The following is a 17613-nucleotide window of genomic DNA, read 5'->3' as shown; positions in this document are numbered from 1 at the left end:
GCTAGCTGCTCGCCTTTCGATACCCCGTAGCAAACGAAGGGTCGTAAAGCTTGCTGCGCTCGTACGACTCCGCTTGCGCGCCGTTGTGCGCAAGCCCGCCACGAGCTCCGAGCACGCGGCCCACCACCACGAGCGCCGTGCGGTCGATGCCCTCTCGCGCGCCCGCATCGGCGAGCGTGCCCACCGTACATCGCACCACGCGCTCCTCAGGCCAGGTCGCCTTGTACACGAGCGCCGCCGGCTCGTCGGAGCTGCGGCCCGCGGCCAAAAGCTCGGCGGAAAGCTCGGCGAGCATACCCGAGCTCAGGAAGATGACCATAGTCGAGCCGCTTTCCGCCATGGTGCGCATGCCCTCGCCCGCGGGCATGGGGGTGCGCCCGGAAAGCCGCGTGATCACGACCGACTGGCTGATTCCCGGCAGCGTATATTCCTGGCGAAGCGCCGCCGCGGCACCGCAAAAGCTCGACACGCCGGGCACCACCTCGTAGTCCACGCCGCGCGCGTCGAGTGCGTCCATCTGCTCCTGGATGGCGCCGTACAGGCACGGGTCGCCCGTGTGCAGGCGCACCACTTCCTCGCCCCGCGCATCTGCCGCGCACATCACGTCGAGCACTTCCTCCAAGGTCATGTGCGCGCTGTCGTAGACGACGCAGGATTCCTTGCACTCGGCGAGCAGCTCGGGGTTCACAAGGCTTCCCGCCCAAACGACCACGTCGGCCGCGCGCAGAAGGCGCGCCCCGCGCAGCGTGATAAGGTCGGCGGCGCCCGAGCCTGCGCCAACGATATGAATCATCCGAGCCTTCCCTTCCCGTTTCTCATCGCAACCGTTTACGCCGCCATTCGCGCAGCGGGCAAAACACGGCGCCTGCGGCGGCAATCGGCGCAAATACGCAGGCAGGAGGCGCAATGCGGCCCGCCCTGGCTTTGACACGTTCACAAGTGCCCACTATCATAGTAAAAGTTTCGGCAACGAGCATATGACAATCGGATAAAAGGAAATGACCGGCGCGGCGCCCGCACAGCCCGCGCTGGCTTGCGGAGGGAACCAGGTGGGAATCCTGGGCAAGGGACATTACTGTATAGGACGCGCGGGCGAACCGCCTCGCGCCCCAAGCCAGACTGCTTCGCCTTTTCCTCACGGCATCGCCGTGGCGTTAGCTCCTTGTGAACCCCGAGGGGTGCGCTTTTCTTTCGCTTGTGCCGACAAGCAACTGTCGCCGGGGGACCGGCAAACCGAGGAAAGGAAAAACCATGTCCGACCAGATGTCACGCCGCGGCTTCATGGGCGCCGCAGCAACCGGAGCCGTCGCGCTCGCCGGAGTCGCGCTCGCGGGCTGCTCCAACACCTCCGCGAGTTCCGAGAAATCGAGTGAAAAGGAGAAGGCCGCGAAGCCGGTCATCCTCGTCACGAGCTTCGGCACGAGCTACAACGACTCGCGCCACATCACCATCGGCGCCATCGAAGACGCTATCCGCGAGAAGTACTGGCAGGACTATGACATCCGCCGCGCCTTCACCGCGCAGATCATTATCGACAAGCTGAAGAAGCGCGACGGCATTACGATCGACAACATGACCGAGGCGCTCGACCGCTGCGTGGAAGACGGCGTGAAGGAAATCGTCGTGCAGCCGACGCATCTCATGGCTGGCCTGGAATACTCCGACGTGAAAGACGAGCTCGACAAGTACGCCGACAAGTTCGACAAGATCTCGCTCGGCGACCCGCTGCTCACCTCCGACGACGACTACAAGAAGGTGGCCGCAGCCATTAAGGAGAACATGGCGTCCTTCGACGACGGCGAGACGGCGCTGTGCCTCATGGGCCACGGCACCGAAGCCGATTCCAACGCCGACTATGCCAAGATGCAGGAAGTGTTCAAGAACGAGGGCTTGACGCAGTTCTTCGTCGGCACCGTCGAGGCTGAACCGACCTGCGAGGATGTTATCGCCGCCGCGAGCGCCGCAGGCTACAAGAAGGCCGTGCTCGCGCCGTTCATGGTGGTCGCGGGCGACCACGCGAACAACGACATGGCAGACGAGACCGACCCCGACAGCTGGGCTGCGAAGTTCGTTGCCGCCGGCTTCGAAGTGACGTGCCTGCTCCAGGGTCTGGGACAGAACGCCGCGGTCGACGACATCTACGTCTCGCACGTGGACGACGCCATCGCCAAGCTGTAAACTCGCCGCGCACGGGGGCGCCGGTCGTGTCCCCGTGCAACGGGCATGCGCCTTTCCCCGACTGACGGCGCATGCCCGTTTCATTCGCATCCCGCCTGCCCACCGCACGACGCGGGCGGTCGAACCGATTGAAAGGAACCCCTCCTTGTTGAAGAAAACCCTCGTCTTCGCCCTGTCGGCGGCGCTTTGCGCGTTCTCGCTCGCCGGCTGCGGCGGAAATTCAATCGACAGCGCAAAGGCAAGCGATGCCGATTCCCAGGAAAAGACCGAACAGGCGGCCGATGCGCCCGAGGGCGCAAGCGCTGCCCCCATTACCGCCGACAAGGTGGCTGACGGCACCTATCCAATCACCGTAGATTCCAGCTCGAACATGTTCAGGATTGTGGACGCCCAGCTCATCGTGGAAAACGGCTCCATGCACTGCGTGATGACACTTTCCGGCACGGGCTACGGCAAGCTCTTCATGGGCACGGGCGACGAGGCTGCCGCCGCGAGCGAGGCCGACTTCATCCCCTATGTGGAAAACGCGGAAGGCAAGTACACCTACGACGTGCCCGTTGATGCGCTCGACGAGGACACCGCCTGCGCCGCGTGGAGCATTAAAAGGGAGCGGTGGTACGACCGCACGCTCGTATTCGAATCCGCCGGCGTCGATCTGCGCGCCGACGCACTGAAGTAACGCCATGCGGTCGATTCTTCCCAAGGGGGAAAACAGGAAGCGCCACAGCATCGCGGCGCGCGTAATCGCCTGCGTTCTCGTCGCCCTGCTCGCGCTTCCCTTCGCGGGGTGCAGTGCGAGCCCAAACGCGACCGGTGCCACGGCGGGCTCTCAGGAATACACTGTGAGCGTCTCGCTTTCCGGCGGGTCAGGGCGCGCAAGCATCGCCTCACCAACCACAATTGTGAAGGATGGCGACACCTACACCGCGACCATCACCTGGTCGAGTTCGAACTACGACAAGATGACCGTCGACGGCGTGGACTACGCGCCCGTAAACGACGGCGGCAACTCCACGTTCGAGATACCCGTCACACTCGACGAGGACATCGCCGTGTCGGCCGAGACCGTCGCCATGTCGACGCCGCACACCATCGACTACACGCTCCACTTCGACTCATCCACCATGAAGGAGAAATCGGGCAACGATGCAAGCGGCGGCTCCCCTGCGGGAACGGCTTCAAGCGCCGCGGCCGACTTCCACAACGCCGATTTGGGCTGCGGCTGGGAGCCGACGGGGGCGCTTCAGCTTGAATACGCCAAGCACTTCACTGTCGACGAGTACGAAGGCGGCCTGCGGCTTATCTGCATTTCGAACGGGGAGCGCTTCCTCGTGGTGCCGCAAGATGCGAAGGTACCTGATGGGTTGAGCTCCGACATCGCGGTCATAAGGCGCCCCGCCGACAAGGTGTACCTCGTGTCGTCGGCAACGATGTGCCTGGTCGACGCGCTCGATGCGAACGACAATATCTTAATGTCGGGCACGAAGGCCGACGATTGCTCGGTCGCGGGCTTCAAAAGCGCACTCGAAAGTGGGGCGATCGCCTACGGCGGCAAGTACAGCGCGCCCGACTACGAGCGAATATCGACCTCGGGCTGCACGCTCGCCATAGAGAACACCATGATCAACCACACGCCCGATGTGAAGGAAAAGCTGCAGAAGCTCGGGCTCGTCGTGCTCACCGAACAGTCGTCGAGCGAGCCCGAAGCACTCGGACGCGTCGAGTGGATTAAGCTTTTCGGCGTCCTGTTCGACAAGGAAGACGAGGCCACGCACCTGTTCAACGAGCAGAAGGCCCGCGTCGAGCAAACGTCGGGGCTCGCGTCGTCAGGTAAAACCGTGGCGTATTTCTACATTAACTCGAACGGGGCCGCCGTCACGCGGCGGGCGGGCGACTACGTGGCGCAGATGATCGAGCTTGCAGGCGGCAGCTACGCGCTCGATGACGCGCAGACGGCGTCGACGTCAGGTTCGTCAGTAACGCTCGAAATGGAGCGCTTCTACGCGACGGCGAAGGATGCCGACATCATCGTCTACAACGGCACCATCGACGAATCGGTTGCCACCTTGAACGACTTCGTAGGCAAAAACGCGTTATTGTCGCAGTTCAAAGCCGTGAAGAACGGCAACGTCTGGGTCACAAGCGCCGACATGTACCAGCAGATGACTTCTACCGCCGACATTATCGACGAGCTGCACGGGGCGTTCACCGGCGATGACGCGAGCGACTTCCATTATCTGAGGAAGCTCGGCTAGCACCATGAGAAGCCGGATTTCCATGGCATACGACGAATCGGGGCGCGCCGCGCGGTATCGCGTCGTGACGGCGCTGCTCGCTGTTGCCCTCATCGTGCTCGTCGGGGCCAACCTGTGCATCGGGAGCGTGCTCGTGCCCGCAGACCACATCCCCGGCATCCTTTCGGGCGGCGCGGCAAATTCCATGGAAAGCCAGGTAATCTGGGAGATTCGCCTGCCGCGCGTGCTTTCAGCCGTGCTTCTCGGCGGGGCACTTTCGCTCTCCGGGTTCCTGCTGCAGACGTTTTTCAACAACCCCATCGCCGACCCGTTCATCTTGGGCGTCTCCTCGGGCGCAAAGTTCGTCGTCGCGCTTACGATGATCGTACTTCTGGGCGCAAACCAGGCCATGTCCTCGCCAGCCATGGTGGCCGCAGCGTTTCTGGGCTCGCTTATCACCATCGGCTTCGTGCTCCTCATTGCACGGCGCATAAGTTCCATGGCCATGCTCATCGTGGCGGGCGTCATGGTGGGATACATCTGCTCGGCGGCGACGAACTTCCTCATCGCCTTCGCCGACGACCAGTCCATCGTGAACCTGCACAACTGGTCTTTGGGTAGCTTCTCGGGTTCGAGCTGGGACGACGTAGCGGTCATCGCGGTCGTGGTGATCATCATGAGCGCATGCGTATTCGCGATATCGAAGCCCCTTTCCGCCTTCCAGCTGGGTGAAGCCTACGCGAAAAGCGTCGGCGTGAACGTCGAACGCTTCCGCGTGGTGCTCGTCCTTCTAGCGAGCATGCTCTCCGCCTGCGTGACCGCGTTCGCTGGTCCGGTGTCGTTCGTAGGCATCGCGGTTCCGCATCTCGTGAAGTCGGCGCTGAAGTCGTCGAAGCCCATCCGCGTGATTCCTGCGTGCTTCTTGGGAGGCGCCATCTTTTGCGCGGGCTGCGATTTGATCGCGCGCACGCTGTTCTCTCCCGTCGAGCTTTCCATCAGCGCCGTCACCGCCATCTTCGGCGCGCCGGTGGTCATCGCGCTCATGTTGAAGAAGCGGGTGAGGTAGATGGGGGAATTCGTGCCGCGGCCCAAAACGCAGACTGACGGAGCGCCGCTTTTCCGCATAAGCGACCTGTCGGCGGGCTACGACAAGAAGGTCGTAGTCGAAGGCGTCGATCTGGGGGTTCGCGCGGGCGACGTCGTGGCGCTCATCGGGCCGAACGGCTCGGGCAAGTCGACCATCTTGAAAACCATCACACGCCATCTTGCACCGCTTGCCGGCGCGGTCGAGCTCGACGGGCGGGAGATTTCCCGATGGAAGACGGCGGAGTTCGCAAGGAACCTTGCCGTTATGCTGACGGATCGCCCCCGGACCGAGCTCCTCACATGCCGCGATATCGTAGAGACGGGAAGGCATCCCTACACCGGGCGAATGGGCACACTCTCGCCCGACGACCATAGTCGGGTCGACGAGGCCATGAAAACCGCACATGTGGAAGAACTCGCCGAGCGCGACTTCATGCAGATAAGCGACGGGCAACGCCAGCGCGTCATGCTCGCACGCGCCATCGCGCAGGATCCGCGTGTGCTCGTGCTCGACGAGCCCACGTCGTATCTCGATATCCGCTACCAGATCGACCTGCTGCGAATACTTCGCCACCTTGCGAAATCGCGGAATGTGGCCGTCATCATGTCCATCCACGAACTCGAGCTCGCGCAGAAAAGCGCCGACAAGGTGATTTGCGTGAAGGACGGCCGGGTCTTCCGCGCCGGCACGCCCGAGGACATATTCACGCGCGAGACGATTGGCGAGCTCTACGGCCTTCAACATGGCACCTTCAACGAGCGCTTCAGCAGCGTAGAAATTGGGCGTCCGCACGGCGATGCGCACACGTTCGTCATCGCCGGCGCAGGTACGGGGTCGGCTGTGTTTCGCAAGCTCATCCGGCAGGGCAAGGCGTTCTACGCGGGCGTTCTGCACGAAGGGGACATCGACTGCGAGCTCGCGCGCGACCTGGCGACGGAATGCGTGGCCGAGCGCGCCTTCGAGCCGATCGGGGATAAAACCATAGCCCGCGCCAAAGAGCTCCTCGTCCACTGCGCGCGCCTTATCGTGTGCCCCGCCGCCTTCGGCACCATAAACGCCCGCAACGCAGAGCTCGTCGAGTTCGCGCGCTCGCATGGTATCGAGGTCATGCGAGCGTGCGAAGGCGCATCGGAGGATTCCCAATTGGAGTGGGAAGGATAAACTGGACTTTCATTTAAGGATCCTCAGGCTATAGCTCCTACGCCGGCGAGGTCTCCAAGGCGCCGGAGAACCTCGTGAACAGGAATTTCCACGCCGACGAGCCCAACTAGACCTAATCCAAGCGAGATTCCAAACTCGAAAGACCACTCAACGTCAGATTATTAGCAACCTCCGAGACACGCTCGATAGGAACCGAGCCGTCAGACAGCGCCCACGTGCGATAGATACCGATAATACCCGACAGCAAAAACGCCAGATAGTAATCGAACATCTCGTCCTTGAGACCTTGGGGCAGCAGATCGCGCTCGGCAATCTCGTGCTCGAGCGGCGCACGAAGACGAGCCATAAAATCATCGAGCGGAATGTTCTCGATCAGCTGACGATTGAGCACCAAGTTGTTGCACAGTGCCTCGTTAACGGTTTTAAAGAATGTCGCCGCCGCGCCCAGGGCACGCTCGTTGGTGTCGCCGTCCATGGAAGCAAGCGTTTTCTCGACCGAGTCGACAATCATCTCCACCACATCGACGGCAATGGCATCGAGCAGGCCGTCAACCGTGCCAAAGTGCACGTAGAAGGTTTTGCGGTCGACATTGGCCTCGCGTGCGATGGCACTCACCGTAATGTCTGCCAGCGGCTTTTCCATGAGCAGGCGCTCGAAAGCGGAAAGGATGGCATTGCGGCTGCGAACAATGCGGCGATCAATACGCGGTTTGCTGGTGGCCATGGGCGTGTCCCTTCGATATACGGGCATTCATCAACAGATGAGAGATAATCTACGTAAGAGGATTATCCCCCATACAGCACAAATATGCCCAGCATCATGAAGAACGCACGACTGCCCTACTGCGACTTAGGGTGCTTCTTCTTATTGAGTGCCGACGGAGATACGCAAATACCGTCACCTGTCTGGCGCACATAGGCTTTATGAGCCGGCTTAGCGGTCCCAGAAGCCTTCTGAGCGTGCTTCTTGGGATCAACGGTAACCGCATTCGTGGGGTGCGGCTTAGTGGGCGCAGAGGGCGTCTGAGACGTGCGGCCGAGTTTGCGCATCACGCGATCCCAGCGCGCATGGATGCTCTCGTTGTGGGCGCTCTTAAGTCCCAGCAGGGGCGCAGCCAAAATGGTCGGCGCAATAAACGTAATGAGGCGCCACAGCAGATAGCCGGCGGTCGAAGCCGACCCAAAGAAATGACCCAAGAACAATGCAAAGCCGCCCTCAGCGCCACCAGTTCCACCGGGCAAGGGAACCGCAGAGCTCAGCAGCTGGACAAAGGCGCTCGCGGCCATGACCGAGAAAAAGTCGACCTCGTGGTGGCCAAAGGCAAGCATCAGGAAATACGGCACCAGATAGAAAAACGCGAGCTGCAGCATGGTGATAAACACGGTGAGCAGCATGGAAGAAAAATGTCCGGCCGAAAGCTTGAACTTCTCGGAGAAGGAGTAGATCTCGCCATCGACAAACGTGCGCCATCCCTCGATCTTAGTGGCCGAGACACCAATGCGCTCAAGCCAATTGATGATGCAATGGGCAACGCGCGTGACGGTCTTAGGCATGAGCGCGACGGCGAAGATGCCCAGCAAGATGCAGCAGTGCCCACCAAAGCTAAAGACGCACAGCAGCGTCATGTCGCCATAGCGCTCGGCAAAAAACGGCATGCGAGCAAGCAGTAGGATAGCGCCCCAGGCAACGAGGCCAAACTGGTACACGATAAAGCGTGTGAACTGCGTGGCGCCAGCCTCGCCGACATTTTGGCCCGCCTTGGTCAGGCGGTAGATCTGGGCGGGAGTCGAGCCCATCATCATAGGTGTGAGGTTGCCAAAGAAGATGCCACTCGCCTCGACCGAAATCAGGTCGCGAATGCCGACGGGTGAATTGGGGTCGAGCCATACGGCGATCGCATAGGCCACAATGCCAAAGAACAGATACATGAACATGCAAAGACACGCGACAAAGAGCCATGACGCCTGCACGCTCGACATAGCGGCCCAGAACTGCCCCATCTGCCCGGTTACCACCAGATAGACGATATAACCCACCAGCACGACGCCGATAAAGATGGCGCCGCGGCGTGCGCTCTTATTGTCATCTCCGCCCGAGGCCTCAACCTCAACCTGGGGCTTAGACGTATGCTGAGAGGACTCCGTCATGAGACTCCTTCTAACAGTCAAAATATCTTGGATATTGTACCCGCAAGGACCATAAGCAGAACGCAAAGCTCTGGTTCAAACGGGAATTGCAGACGGTTGTTTGAAAATAAAAAACCCGGCCTTCCATGGGAAGTCCGGGTATCAGATGCGTGGTAGCCCGTACCAGATTCGAACTGGTGATCTCCGCCTTGAGAGGGCGGCGTCCTAAACCGCTAGACGAACGGGCCACATGACATCTGCACTGCCGTGCTGCGAGGAAATATATTACGGGACAAAAATCATCAGCGCAAGAAGAAATTCCAAATTGCCGAAAAATTGTCGGCAGGTTATGGAACACACAGGTTAACTGGGTAGCTAATTCAAGTTGAGATGGACCAAAAGAGCTTCGCGCTCGTTGGGGATGTTGTCTTCGATCACGGCGTCGAGGGCGGAGTTGAGTAGCTGCCCCAGTTCCGGCCCGGGCTTGACTCCGGCACGGATCAGGTCGCTGCCGTTGATGGCGAGCATCTTGAGCGTATAGGGCTCCCCCGCCTTCAGCAGCTCGTGCGCCATCGCGCGCATCTCCTCAATCGTCTCAACGTAATAGAAGCACGACGGGGCCTTGCCAAGTGTGTCAGCACGCTTAAGATCCATGAGCTCGTCCATCAAACGCGGCGTGTCGACGCCCTCGCCCGAAAGCGCGCGCATCATATTGAGCAGGCAGGAGCGCTCGGGGCGCAGCGGCTTGTCGTGATATTTGATGAGCAGGCACACGTCGCGCACCAGGTCGTGCGAGAGCGCCAGGCGATCCATAATGACGCGCGCTTTCTTGGCGCCGAGCTCGGGATGACCGTAGAAGTGTCCGCTGCCGGCGTGATCGACCGTGAAACACTCGGGCTTGGACACATCGTGCAAAAACGCCGCCCACATAAGGCTCATTGAGGGTGTAACGCCGTCGCACAGCGCCAACTCCCCCGCCACCGTCAGCACACGGGCGATATGCTCGTAGACGTTAAACGCATGATAGACACTGCGCTGGTCAAACCCACGAGCCGGCGCAAGCTCTGGTACGGCGGCGCAGATGAGCTCGGGGTAGCGCAGCATGGCGTCTCCCCCGTGGCCGGTCGAAAGGATACCCTCGAGCTCAATACCCACGCGCTCGCGCGCCACGGCATCGAGCTGCGGCGCGCACTCGGCAAGGGCGCGCTTAGTCTCGGGCTCAATCACAAAGTCCAGGCGGCAGGCAAAACGCACCGCACGCAGCATGCGCAGGGCATCCTCGTTAAAGCGGCGCTTGGGATTGCCGACGGCACGAATCAGCTTTCGCTCCAGATCACCCTGGCCGTCGTAGCGGTCGACAAGCCCGCACTCGGGATGCCAGGCCATGGCATTAACGGTAAAGTCACGACGCGCCAGATCGTCCTCGAGCGAAGCGGCACGCTCCACACTCTGAGGATGGCGCCCATCGGTATAGAAGCCGTCCAGGCGATAGGTGGTGACCTCAATGCGCTCGCCATCGCAAATGGCGGTGATGCCGCCAAATTTAATGCCCGACTCAACCACGGCAATATCAGCCGCTTCGAGCGCCTCTTTGGACTCCTGCCACAGGCCGCTGCAGCACATATCTACATCGTGGCTGGGGCATCCCATCAGCGCGTCACGCACCCAACCGCCAACATACCAGGCCTCAAGACCGGCATCCTCGAGGGCTCGCAACACGCGCAGAGAGGCGGCTGACGGCTGCGTAGCGTTAAGCGAAACATTGCACATTCCTGTGGCCTCCTGCACTTGCGGGCGTATCGATTGACGGTTCCCAAGAAGTCTAGCAAGAAACGAGAGCGGGCGCACACGCGAACCCACATCTCGCGTGATTGAGTGCCAAGTCCTCGGCTACCAAAATGAAAAAGCACCCGCCTCGGTAATCCGAGACGGGTGCTCAACAAAGCAAGAAACCAAGGCCCGTACGTTGCGCTAGCAGACCTGACGGATGGCAATGCCCTTCTGATACTCATCGACCTTGGCAAAGTCGCCCAGGCCCGGGCACTCGACCACGTTGGCGCCGGTGGCCATCGAGAGGCGCAGGGCGTCCTCGACGCGCTCGGGAGCGTCGTGCCACACGGACAGGAAAGCGGCCAGCGAGGAATCGCCGGCGCAGACCGTCGACAGCAGCTTGACGTCGAAGGTGCGCTTGGCAAACCAGATGTGCTCCCCGTTGGAGAAGTATGCACCGGCACCGCCGAGGGTCAGCAACACGTTCTTGGCGCCCTTGGCATGCAGCTCGGCCATCGCGCCCTTGACAGACTCGTCGTCGCCACCGCTCACCTTAATGCCAAAGATGTCGAGCAGCTCGTCGTCGTTGGGCTTAATGAGCAACGGCTCCATGGCAATAAGGTCGGCCAGCTGATGGCTCGAGATATCGAGCACGAACTCGGCGCCCTTTGCCTTAACACGGCGAAGCACCTCGGCCAGGAAACCCTCGGAGGTGTTGGGAGGCAGCGAGCCGCTGATGACCAGGCAGGTCATATCGTCGAGTGAATCGATGAGCTCAAACATCTCCTGCTCGTTGGCCTCGTTGATGGCGGCACCGGCGTTGACCATGTTGTACTCGGTATCGGGACCGGCGTTGAGGAAGACGTTGACGCGCGTAATGCCGTCGGTCCACACGGGCTTGACGGGCACGCCCAGGGCCTCGGCGCCCTTGACGATGAACTCGCCCGAGAAGCCGGCAAAAAAGCCCAGGATTGTGGTGTCGACGCCGTAGTGATCGAGGGTGAACGAGACGTTGAGGCCCTTGCCGTTGGGCGTGTAGACCGCGTTACGCGTGCGGGTGACGGTGTTGGCCGAAAGGCCGTCGCAGGCGATGTTGTAGTCAATGGCAGGATTTGCAGTGAGCGTATAAATCATGAATGTTCCTTTCACAAGGCAACGAGTTAATGAAAGTATATTCCACGCATCGATAAAAGGCTACAACAACTCGGTGAACGGTGTGGAAGCGATGAAGTACGGCAGAACATGTCTCCCCCATGACAGAACAAAAAAGGCGCCCCGGCCGAAACCGGGGCGCCGCATGCGCGCGAATATGTCGCGTTTCGATTACTGACGATCGAGCTTGCGAACAGCAACACGCTTGCTGTACTCGTCAACGTGACCGAAGTCGCCAATGCCGACGGACTCGGCAACGTTGGCGCCGGTGGCCATAGCGAGCTTCATGGCCTCCTCGACGTTGTCGCGATCCCTGTACCACTTGTGCAGGAACGCAGCGAGGGTGCAGTCGCCGGCGCAGACGGAAGAGACCAGCTTGATGTTGAACTCACGCTTGGCATACCAGATGTCCTCGCCGTTGGAGAAGTAAGCGTCACCGCGGCTACCACGGGTGAGCAGCACGTTCTGGACGCCGGCCTCGTGAGCCAGCTTCATGGCAACGCGGACCTCGTCGTCGGTGTCGACCGGCACACCGAAGATAGCCTTCATCTCGTGATGGTTCGGCTTGATGAGCAGCGGCTTCTTGTGAGCGAGCTCCTTGAGCTTGTCGGAGGACAGGTCCAGGACGACGTCGGCGCCACGGGCCTGAGCGTGCTCCATGACCTGAGCCAGGAAGTCGGGCGTAGCTTTGGGAGGCACGGAGCCGGAGACGATCAGGCACTCAAGGTCGCCCGCGGTGTCCAGGATGTTGTAGAGCTCCTCCTGATGCTGCGGCGTGATCGGAGCACCGGGGTTCAGGATGCCGTACTCGTGCTGGCCATCGTTGACGTAGGTGTTGATGCGCGTGATACCGTCGGTCCAGACCGGGCGGCAGAGGCAACCCAGGTTCATGACCTCCTCGACGATAAACTTGCCCGTGAAGCCGGCGAAGAAGCCGAGCGCGACGGTATCGACGCCCATCTTCTTAAAGGCGAAGGACACGTCGAGGCCCTTGCCGTTGGCCGTGTAGCTGGCCGAGCCGGTGCGGACGTTCTCGTCGGGCTCGAGCGGAGAGCTCGAAACCGTCATGTCGACAGCCGGGTTAGCGGTTAGCGTGTAGAACATTTACAGTACCCCCTGTATATGTGAGGGCCGCGTGGCCGGCCCATTCCAACCACGCGGTTACCTCTGATACCAAATTAGCGAGCTGCGGACTCGAGCAGTGCCTTGACCTCGGCGGCGGTGTTGCAGGCGAGCGCCTTCTCGGCGAGCTCGTCACACTCGGCCTTGGTCCACTGGCTGATGGTCTTGCGGGCGCGCAGGATCGACGGAGCGCTCATCGAGAACTCCTCCAGGCCCCAGCTGATCAGCAGCGGCTCGAGCAACGGATCGGCAGCGGCCTCGCCGCACATGCCGACCATGATGCCGGCCTTCACGCCGCTCTCGATGATGTTCTTGAGCGAGCGGAGCACGGCGGGATAGTAAACCTGGTACAAGTTGGAGATGGTGTCGTTGCCACGGTCGGCGCACATGGTGTAGCCGATCAGGTCGTTGGTGCCGATGGAGAAGAAGTCGGCGACCTCGGCCAGGCGGTCAGCGAGCAGCGAGGCTGCAGGCGTCTCGACCATGATGCCGACCTCGATGTTCTCGTTGAACTTGCGACCCTCTTCGGTCAGCTCGGTCTTGCACTGCTCGACGAGCTCCTTGACAGCCAAGACTTCCTCGACGCAGGTGACGAGCGGGATCATAATCTTGACGTCACCGAAGGCGCTGGCGCGCAGCAGGGCGCGGAGCTGGACCTTGTACTGGTCGGGGTTGGCCAGGCAGTAACGCACGGCGCGGAAGCCCATGAAGGGGTTCTCTTCCTTGACCATGTGCAGGTACGGAATCTCCTTGTCGCCACCCACATCGAGCGTGCGGATGATGACCGGAGCGCCCTTGAGCGCGCTGGCGACCTTACGGTAGGCGTTGAACTGCTCCTCCTCGGAAGGAAGCTCAGCAGAATCCATGAACAGGAACTCGGAACGGAACAGGCCGATAGCCTCGGCATCGTGATCGAGCGCGTTGGGCACGTCATCGGGGTTGCCGATGTTGCAGGCAATAATCTTCTTGATGCCGTCGGCAGTCACGGACGGCTTGCCGCGGAAGGCCTCGAGAGCCGCCTTCTCGGCAGCGAAAGCCTCGGCCTTGGCAGTGTAAGCGGCGAGCGTCTCCTCATCGGGATCGGCCTCGACGACACCCTTGCCACCGTCGACGACAACGGTCATGCCGTTGCGCAGTGCGGTGCAGCTGTTGGAAACCGAAAGGACAGCCGGGATCTCGAGGGCGCGCGCAATGATTGCGGAGTGCGACGTGCGGCCACCAGTCTCGGTGACGATACCGGCAACGTGGGCCTTATCGATCGTGGCGGTCATGGACGGCGTGAGGTCGTGCACGACAACGACGGTGTTCTCGGGCAGGACGGAAAGGTCGACGACCTCCTTGCCCAGCAGCTCGGCCAGAATACCGGTGCGGATGTCGGCGATGTCGGCCGCGCGCAGACGGAACATCTCATCGTCCATGGACAGGAACATGTTCTCGAACATGGTCGAGGTGTCCATGAGCGCCTGCTCGGCGCAGGTGCCGCCATCAATGGCGGCGTTGATGGCGTCGGTCATGCCCGGATCCTGAGCCAGGACAATGTGTCCGCTCATGATCTCGGCCTCGGCCTCGCCCACCGTCTCCTTCATGTGGTCGGCCTGAGCCTGGGTCTTCTCGCAGAAGACCGAAAGAGCGGTCTGATAGCGCTCCTTCTCTGCTGCCGAATCAGCAACCTCGTGCGGCTCAAACGTCAAGTCGGGATCGACGGCGACCATGACGGTGCCGATACCGATGCCCTCGGAAGCGTTGACTCCCTGATACATTCCCATTCCTCTCTCCGTGTCATGTGATAAAGCGTTTTGCCATATCCATGACAAAAGAGCGCAGCTACCTTAAGACAGGTCACTGCGCCCCCAAATATGAACTTAGTTGTTCAACATGCGACCCGTTTGAGTTCTACTCGCCAAGACCGCTCTTGATGAGCTCGATGGCAGCAGCCAGAGCCTCGGCCTCGTCGGCGCCGTCGCACTTGACCTCGACCTCGGTGCCGCAGGGGATACCAGCAGCCATGAGGGCCATCGGGGACTTGCCGTTGACCTCCTTCTCGGGGGTGACGACCGTCACGTCACAGGCGTACTTGCCCATGGTGGAGGCGAACAGACCAGCCGGACGCATGTGCAGACCCTGAGGATTAACGAGGGTAGCCTTCTCAGAAACCATAGTTGACTCCTTTTTTGTGTTTAACCCCTGTCATGCATGTGGCAGGAGTCAGATTCACGACGTTGTTTATATTAACTCACATCAAACGGTTTTTCATTGTGTTTCGCACGAATTGTTGGACAGATGTGTTTGTCGTCCGCTTGCTCGCCCACAGGGGGCCGGGCGCGGGCTGTGAGATTTCCTGCTCTACAGTCCTGCTCGCACGAAGAGCACATTAAGTGCTCTTCGGCTCGTGCGGAACTCGCGATAAATCTCACAGCCCGCGCCCGGCCCCCTGTGGGCGAGCAAGCTGCGGAAACTCGGTCGGTCCAGAGCAATATCGTGCGAACGGAATTCTGGCTATTTTTTTGTTCGCCTGGTTGATCTAGTTGATGGAGCCTATCTATACCCTCTTGTGGACTGAGGACTGTCCCAAACTGCCGGCAGAAAAGGAACGTCCCTAAGTGCCGAGTAGGGATGAAAAAGGCGGAGGCCCTGGTGAGGGTCTCCGCCCTTTTACAGGGGGCGATATTAATCGCTGACTGCTGGATTAGACCAGGCGGGCGTTGATCGTCTTAGCGATCTCGGCGGCGTCGGTGGAACCCTTGACGGTGGCACGGAAGTCCTCGTCCATGAGCGCCTCGGCGACCTTGGACAGGATCTTGAGGTGCGTGGTGCCAGCCTGAGCGCCCGGGATGAGCAGGGCGATGGCCACGTTGACGGGAGCGCCGTCCATGGTGTCCCAACCGGTCACGCCGGACTCGTCCTTGACGACGATGACGGCAGCCTCGGTAATGGCGTCGGACTTGGCATGCGGGATGGCGAAGCCCTCCATCATGCCCGTGGTGCCCTCGGCCTCGCGGGCCAGGAAGGCGTTCATCACGGCGTCGGCGTCGCCGGCGATACCGGCCTTGACAGCCTGGTTGGAGACAAAGCTCAGGGCCTCGTCACGAGAAGCGAAGTCCTCGGCGACAAAGACGTTCTCGACCTTCACGAAGTCGGCAGCCTCGGCCTTGGGAGCCTCGACAGCAGCGGCCTTGGAAGCCTCAACCGGCTTGGCTACAGGAGCGGCCTTCTGATTCTTCTCGAAGTCGTACTTCTTGAAGGCCACGAACAGGATGCCACCGACCACGGCGCCGATGAGGATCGCGAGGACCCACTGCGGGCCGTTCTCGACAACGGGCAGGACCAGGAAGCCGCCGTGAGGCGCCGGATCGTGAACGTTGAAGAAGATGGTCAAGATGGAAGCGATGGAAGAACCGACCATCATGATGGGCATGACGGGCCAGATGTTCTTGGTCATGAACGGAATGGCGCCCTCGGTGATGTGGGTGCAACCAAGGATAAGGTTGACGATACCGGCGTCATGATCCTCCTGGCTGAAGTACTTCTTGCCGACAACGACGGCGAAGGTGGTGATCAGCGGCGGAACGATGCAAGCGGCGGAGACGGCAGCCATGAAGTTGGTGCCGAAGTTGTAGGTCTCGGTGCCGACGCCAGCTTCGAGAGCGGTACCGAGCAGGAAGGTGCCAGTAGCGTAAGCAGCCTTGTTGACCGGGCCGCCCATGTCAAATGCGCACATGCAGCCGATGGCCAGGCCAAGGATCACCGGACCGGAGTTACCGAGGCTCTGCAGGAAATCCATCATGCCCTGGTTAATGGCAGCCATGGGGCCGGAAATACCGAGCATGACTAGGCCGACGATGGCGGTAGAGCACAGCGGATAAAGGAAGATTGCCTTCAGGCCATTAAGGCTCGCGGGAATTTTAGAGAAAACCTTCTCGAGCAGCAGGATGACATAGCCAGCGAGGAAGCCGCCGACGATGCCGCCCAGGAAGCCAAAGCCCACACCCGAGCCTCCAGCGTCGATCATGCCAGTATCGGCGTTAACGGGCAGACCCTGGATGGCAATCATACCGGCGACGAAACCGGGGACGAGCGCCGGGCGCTTGCCGATAGACTCGGCGATGTAGGCGGAGAGCACCGGAACCATGAGGTTCATGGCGATACCGCCGATAATCTTGAGCATCGCGGCAAAGCTGTTGTAGTCGGCAGCCGTCGAATCAAAGGACGTGATGCCCCACAGGAACGAAATGGCGGTCAGAACACCACCGGCAACGACGAAGACCAGCATGTGGCTGACGCCGTTCATGAGGTGCTTGTAGATGACGTGACCGATGGACTCCTTCTCCTCGACCTCGTCCTCGACATCGGCGCCAGCGGCAACCGTGTCGTCGCCCTTGGCGGCGAGCGCGCGGTCGATCAGCTTTCCGGCGGCCTCGACGGACAGGGCCTTGGAAACACCGACGGAAACCATGGGCTTACCGGCGAAACGCTCAGCCTGGACATCCTTATCGGCTGCGACGACGACGGCCTTGGCACCGGCGATCTCGCTCTTGGTGAGCTCGTTCTCGACACCGACCTGGCCATGAGTCTCGACCTTAATGGTCAGACCTCGCTCGGCAGCTGCCTTCTCCAGCGCCTCCTTCGCCATGAAGGTGTGCGCAATGCCGGTCGGGCAACCGGTCGCGGCGATGATGTCAAACTTAGCCATGTGTCCCTCCTTCTTGAGTACTGCGCCCGCAGGCGCTCCCCTAAACGCGCTTCAATGCGCGTTTTTCCACACTTGAAAGATACCAACCTACC

Annotated in this window: 14 protein-coding genes and 1 tRNA gene; 5 read left to right on the top strand and 10 right to left on the bottom strand. The window is 60.9% G+C overall.

The annotated features are described in order from the left end of the window. Position 1: 1 nt before the first annotated feature. Positions 2-793, bottom strand: coding sequence for a precorrin-4 C(11)-methyltransferase (gene cobM, locus DW195_RS01830; protein WP_089571784.1), 792 nt, complete (start codon positions 791-793; stop codon positions 2-4). Positions 794-1251: 458 nt separating this feature from the next. Between cobM and DW195_RS01825 the strand changes: the two genes are divergently transcribed. The 5 genes from DW195_RS01825 to DW195_RS01805 all read left to right on the top strand — a co-directional run bounded on the left by DW195_RS01825 (position 1252) and on the right by DW195_RS01805 (position 6660). Further along, on the top strand, positions 1252-2178 hold the full coding sequence (locus DW195_RS01825) for a sirohydrochlorin cobaltochelatase (RefSeq protein ID WP_118205634.1): 927 nt from the start codon (positions 1252-1254) through the stop codon (positions 2176-2178). A 145-nt stretch (positions 2179-2323) separates the two neighbouring features. After that, complete coding sequence (locus tag DW195_RS01820; RefSeq protein WP_118205633.1) at positions 2324-2857, top strand: hypothetical protein; 534 nt, start codon at positions 2324-2326, stop codon at positions 2855-2857. 4 nt (positions 2858-2861) lie between these two features. After that, positions 2862-4433, top strand: coding sequence for an ABC transporter substrate-binding protein (locus DW195_RS01815; RefSeq protein ID WP_147356473.1), 1572 nt, complete (start codon positions 2862-2864; stop codon positions 4431-4433). Between the two features lie 22 nt (positions 4434-4455). Continuing rightward, positions 4456-5478: an iron ABC transporter permease gene (locus DW195_RS01810; protein WP_118205631.1), complete on the top strand. Its 1023-nt coding sequence runs from the start codon at positions 4456-4458 to the stop codon at positions 5476-5478. Next, a complete protein-coding gene (locus DW195_RS01805) occupies positions 5479-6660 on the top strand; it encodes an ABC transporter ATP-binding protein (RefSeq protein WP_233540782.1) in 1182 nt (393 codons plus the stop codon). Positions 6661-6772: 112 nt separating this feature from the next. On the opposite strand, the gene DW195_RS01800 is transcribed toward DW195_RS01805, so the two are convergent. From DW195_RS01800 to DW195_RS01760, 9 genes are all read right to left on the bottom strand, one after another. Then, positions 6773-7384, bottom strand: coding sequence for a TetR/AcrR family transcriptional regulator (locus tag DW195_RS01800; RefSeq protein ID WP_158567875.1), 612 nt, complete (start codon positions 7382-7384; stop codon positions 6773-6775). Positions 7385-7500: 116 nt separating this feature from the next. Beyond that, a complete protein-coding gene (locus DW195_RS01795) occupies positions 7501-8808 on the bottom strand; it encodes a lysylphosphatidylglycerol synthase transmembrane domain-containing protein (protein ID WP_118205628.1) in 1308 nt (435 codons plus the stop codon). A gap of 150 nt (positions 8809-8958) precedes the next feature. Then, positions 8959-9035: transfer RNA gene (locus DW195_RS01790), tRNA-Glu, on the bottom strand. A gap of 127 nt (positions 9036-9162) precedes the next feature. Then, positions 9163-10557, bottom strand: a complete 1395-nt coding sequence (locus DW195_RS01785; RefSeq protein ID WP_118205627.1) for a CCA tRNA nucleotidyltransferase — start codon at positions 10555-10557, stop codon at positions 9163-9165. Positions 10558-10758: 201 nt separating this feature from the next. Then, complete coding sequence (locus tag DW195_RS01780; protein WP_118205626.1) at positions 10759-11691, bottom strand: 1-phosphofructokinase family hexose kinase; 933 nt, start codon at positions 11689-11691, stop codon at positions 10759-10761. Between the two features lie 189 nt (positions 11692-11880). Continuing rightward, a complete protein-coding gene (locus DW195_RS01775) occupies positions 11881-12813 on the bottom strand; it encodes a 1-phosphofructokinase family hexose kinase (RefSeq protein WP_099431686.1) in 933 nt (310 codons plus the stop codon). Positions 12814-12887: 74 nt separating this feature from the next. Further along, positions 12888-14591, bottom strand: a complete 1704-nt coding sequence (ptsP, locus tag DW195_RS01770) for a phosphoenolpyruvate--protein phosphotransferase (protein ID WP_118205625.1) — start codon at positions 14589-14591, stop codon at positions 12888-12890. A 133-nt stretch (positions 14592-14724) separates the two neighbouring features. Further along, entirely contained in the window at positions 14725-14988 is a 264-nt protein-coding gene (locus tag DW195_RS01765) for an HPr family phosphocarrier protein (RefSeq protein WP_022094575.1), read from the bottom strand. 529 nt (positions 14989-15517) lie between these two features. Then, positions 15518-17521 carry a fructose-specific PTS transporter subunit EIIC gene (locus DW195_RS01760; protein ID WP_118205624.1) on the bottom strand — a complete coding sequence of 668 codons (2004 nt, stop codon included), beginning with the start codon at positions 17519-17521 and terminating at the stop codon, positions 15518-15520. Positions 17522-17613: the final 92 nt, after the last annotated feature.

Origin of the sequence: Collinsella sp. AM17-1, assembly GCF_003470665.1 — a bacterium.
Classification (GTDB): Bacteria; Actinomycetota; Coriobacteriia; order Coriobacteriales; family Coriobacteriaceae; genus Collinsella.
The sequence above is the reverse complement of the archived record's forward strand: the minus strand, read 5'-3'. Positions and strand labels throughout refer to the sequence as shown.

Excerpts from the sequence above, each read along its gene's own strand:
- cobM (WP_089571784.1), bottom strand. The coding sequence starts at position 793 with ATGATTCATATCGTTGGCGCAGGCTCGGGCGCCGCCGACCTTATCACG.
- DW195_RS01825 (WP_118205634.1), top strand. The coding sequence starts at position 1,252 with ATGTCCGACCAGATGTCACGCCGCGGCTTCATGGGCGCCGCAGCAACC.
- DW195_RS01815 (WP_147356473.1), top strand. The coding sequence starts at position 2,862 with ATGCGGTCGATTCTTCCCAAGGGGGAAAACAGGAAGCGCCACAGCATC.
- DW195_RS01810 (WP_118205631.1), top strand. The coding sequence starts at position 4,456 with ATGGCATACGACGAATCGGGGCGCGCCGCGCGGTATCGCGTCGTGACG.
- DW195_RS01805 (WP_233540782.1), top strand. The coding sequence starts at position 5,479 with ATGGGGGAATTCGTGCCGCGGCCCAAAACGCAGACTGACGGAGCGCCG.
- DW195_RS01800 (WP_158567875.1), bottom strand. The coding sequence starts at position 7,384 with ATGGCCACCAGCAAACCGCGTATTGATCGCCGCATTGTTCGCAGCCGC.
- DW195_RS01795 (WP_118205628.1), bottom strand. The coding sequence starts at position 8,808 with ATGACGGAGTCCTCTCAGCATACGTCTAAGCCCCAGGTTGAGGTTGAG.
- DW195_RS01785 (WP_118205627.1), bottom strand. The coding sequence starts at position 10,557 with ATGTGCAATGTTTCGCTTAACGCTACGCAGCCGTCAGCCGCCTCTCTG.
- DW195_RS01780 (WP_118205626.1), bottom strand. The coding sequence starts at position 11,691 with ATGATTTATACGCTCACTGCAAATCCTGCCATTGACTACAACATCGCC.
- DW195_RS01775 (WP_099431686.1), bottom strand. The coding sequence starts at position 12,813 with ATGTTCTACACGCTAACCGCTAACCCGGCTGTCGACATGACGGTTTCG.
- ptsP (WP_118205625.1), bottom strand. The coding sequence starts at position 14,591 with ATGTATCAGGGAGTCAACGCTTCCGAGGGCATCGGTATCGGCACCGTC.
- DW195_RS01765 (WP_022094575.1), bottom strand. The coding sequence starts at position 14,988 with ATGGTTTCTGAGAAGGCTACCCTCGTTAATCCTCAGGGTCTGCACATG.
- DW195_RS01760 (WP_118205624.1), bottom strand. The coding sequence starts at position 17,521 with ATGGCTAAGTTTGACATCATCGCCGCGACCGGTTGCCCGACCGGCATT.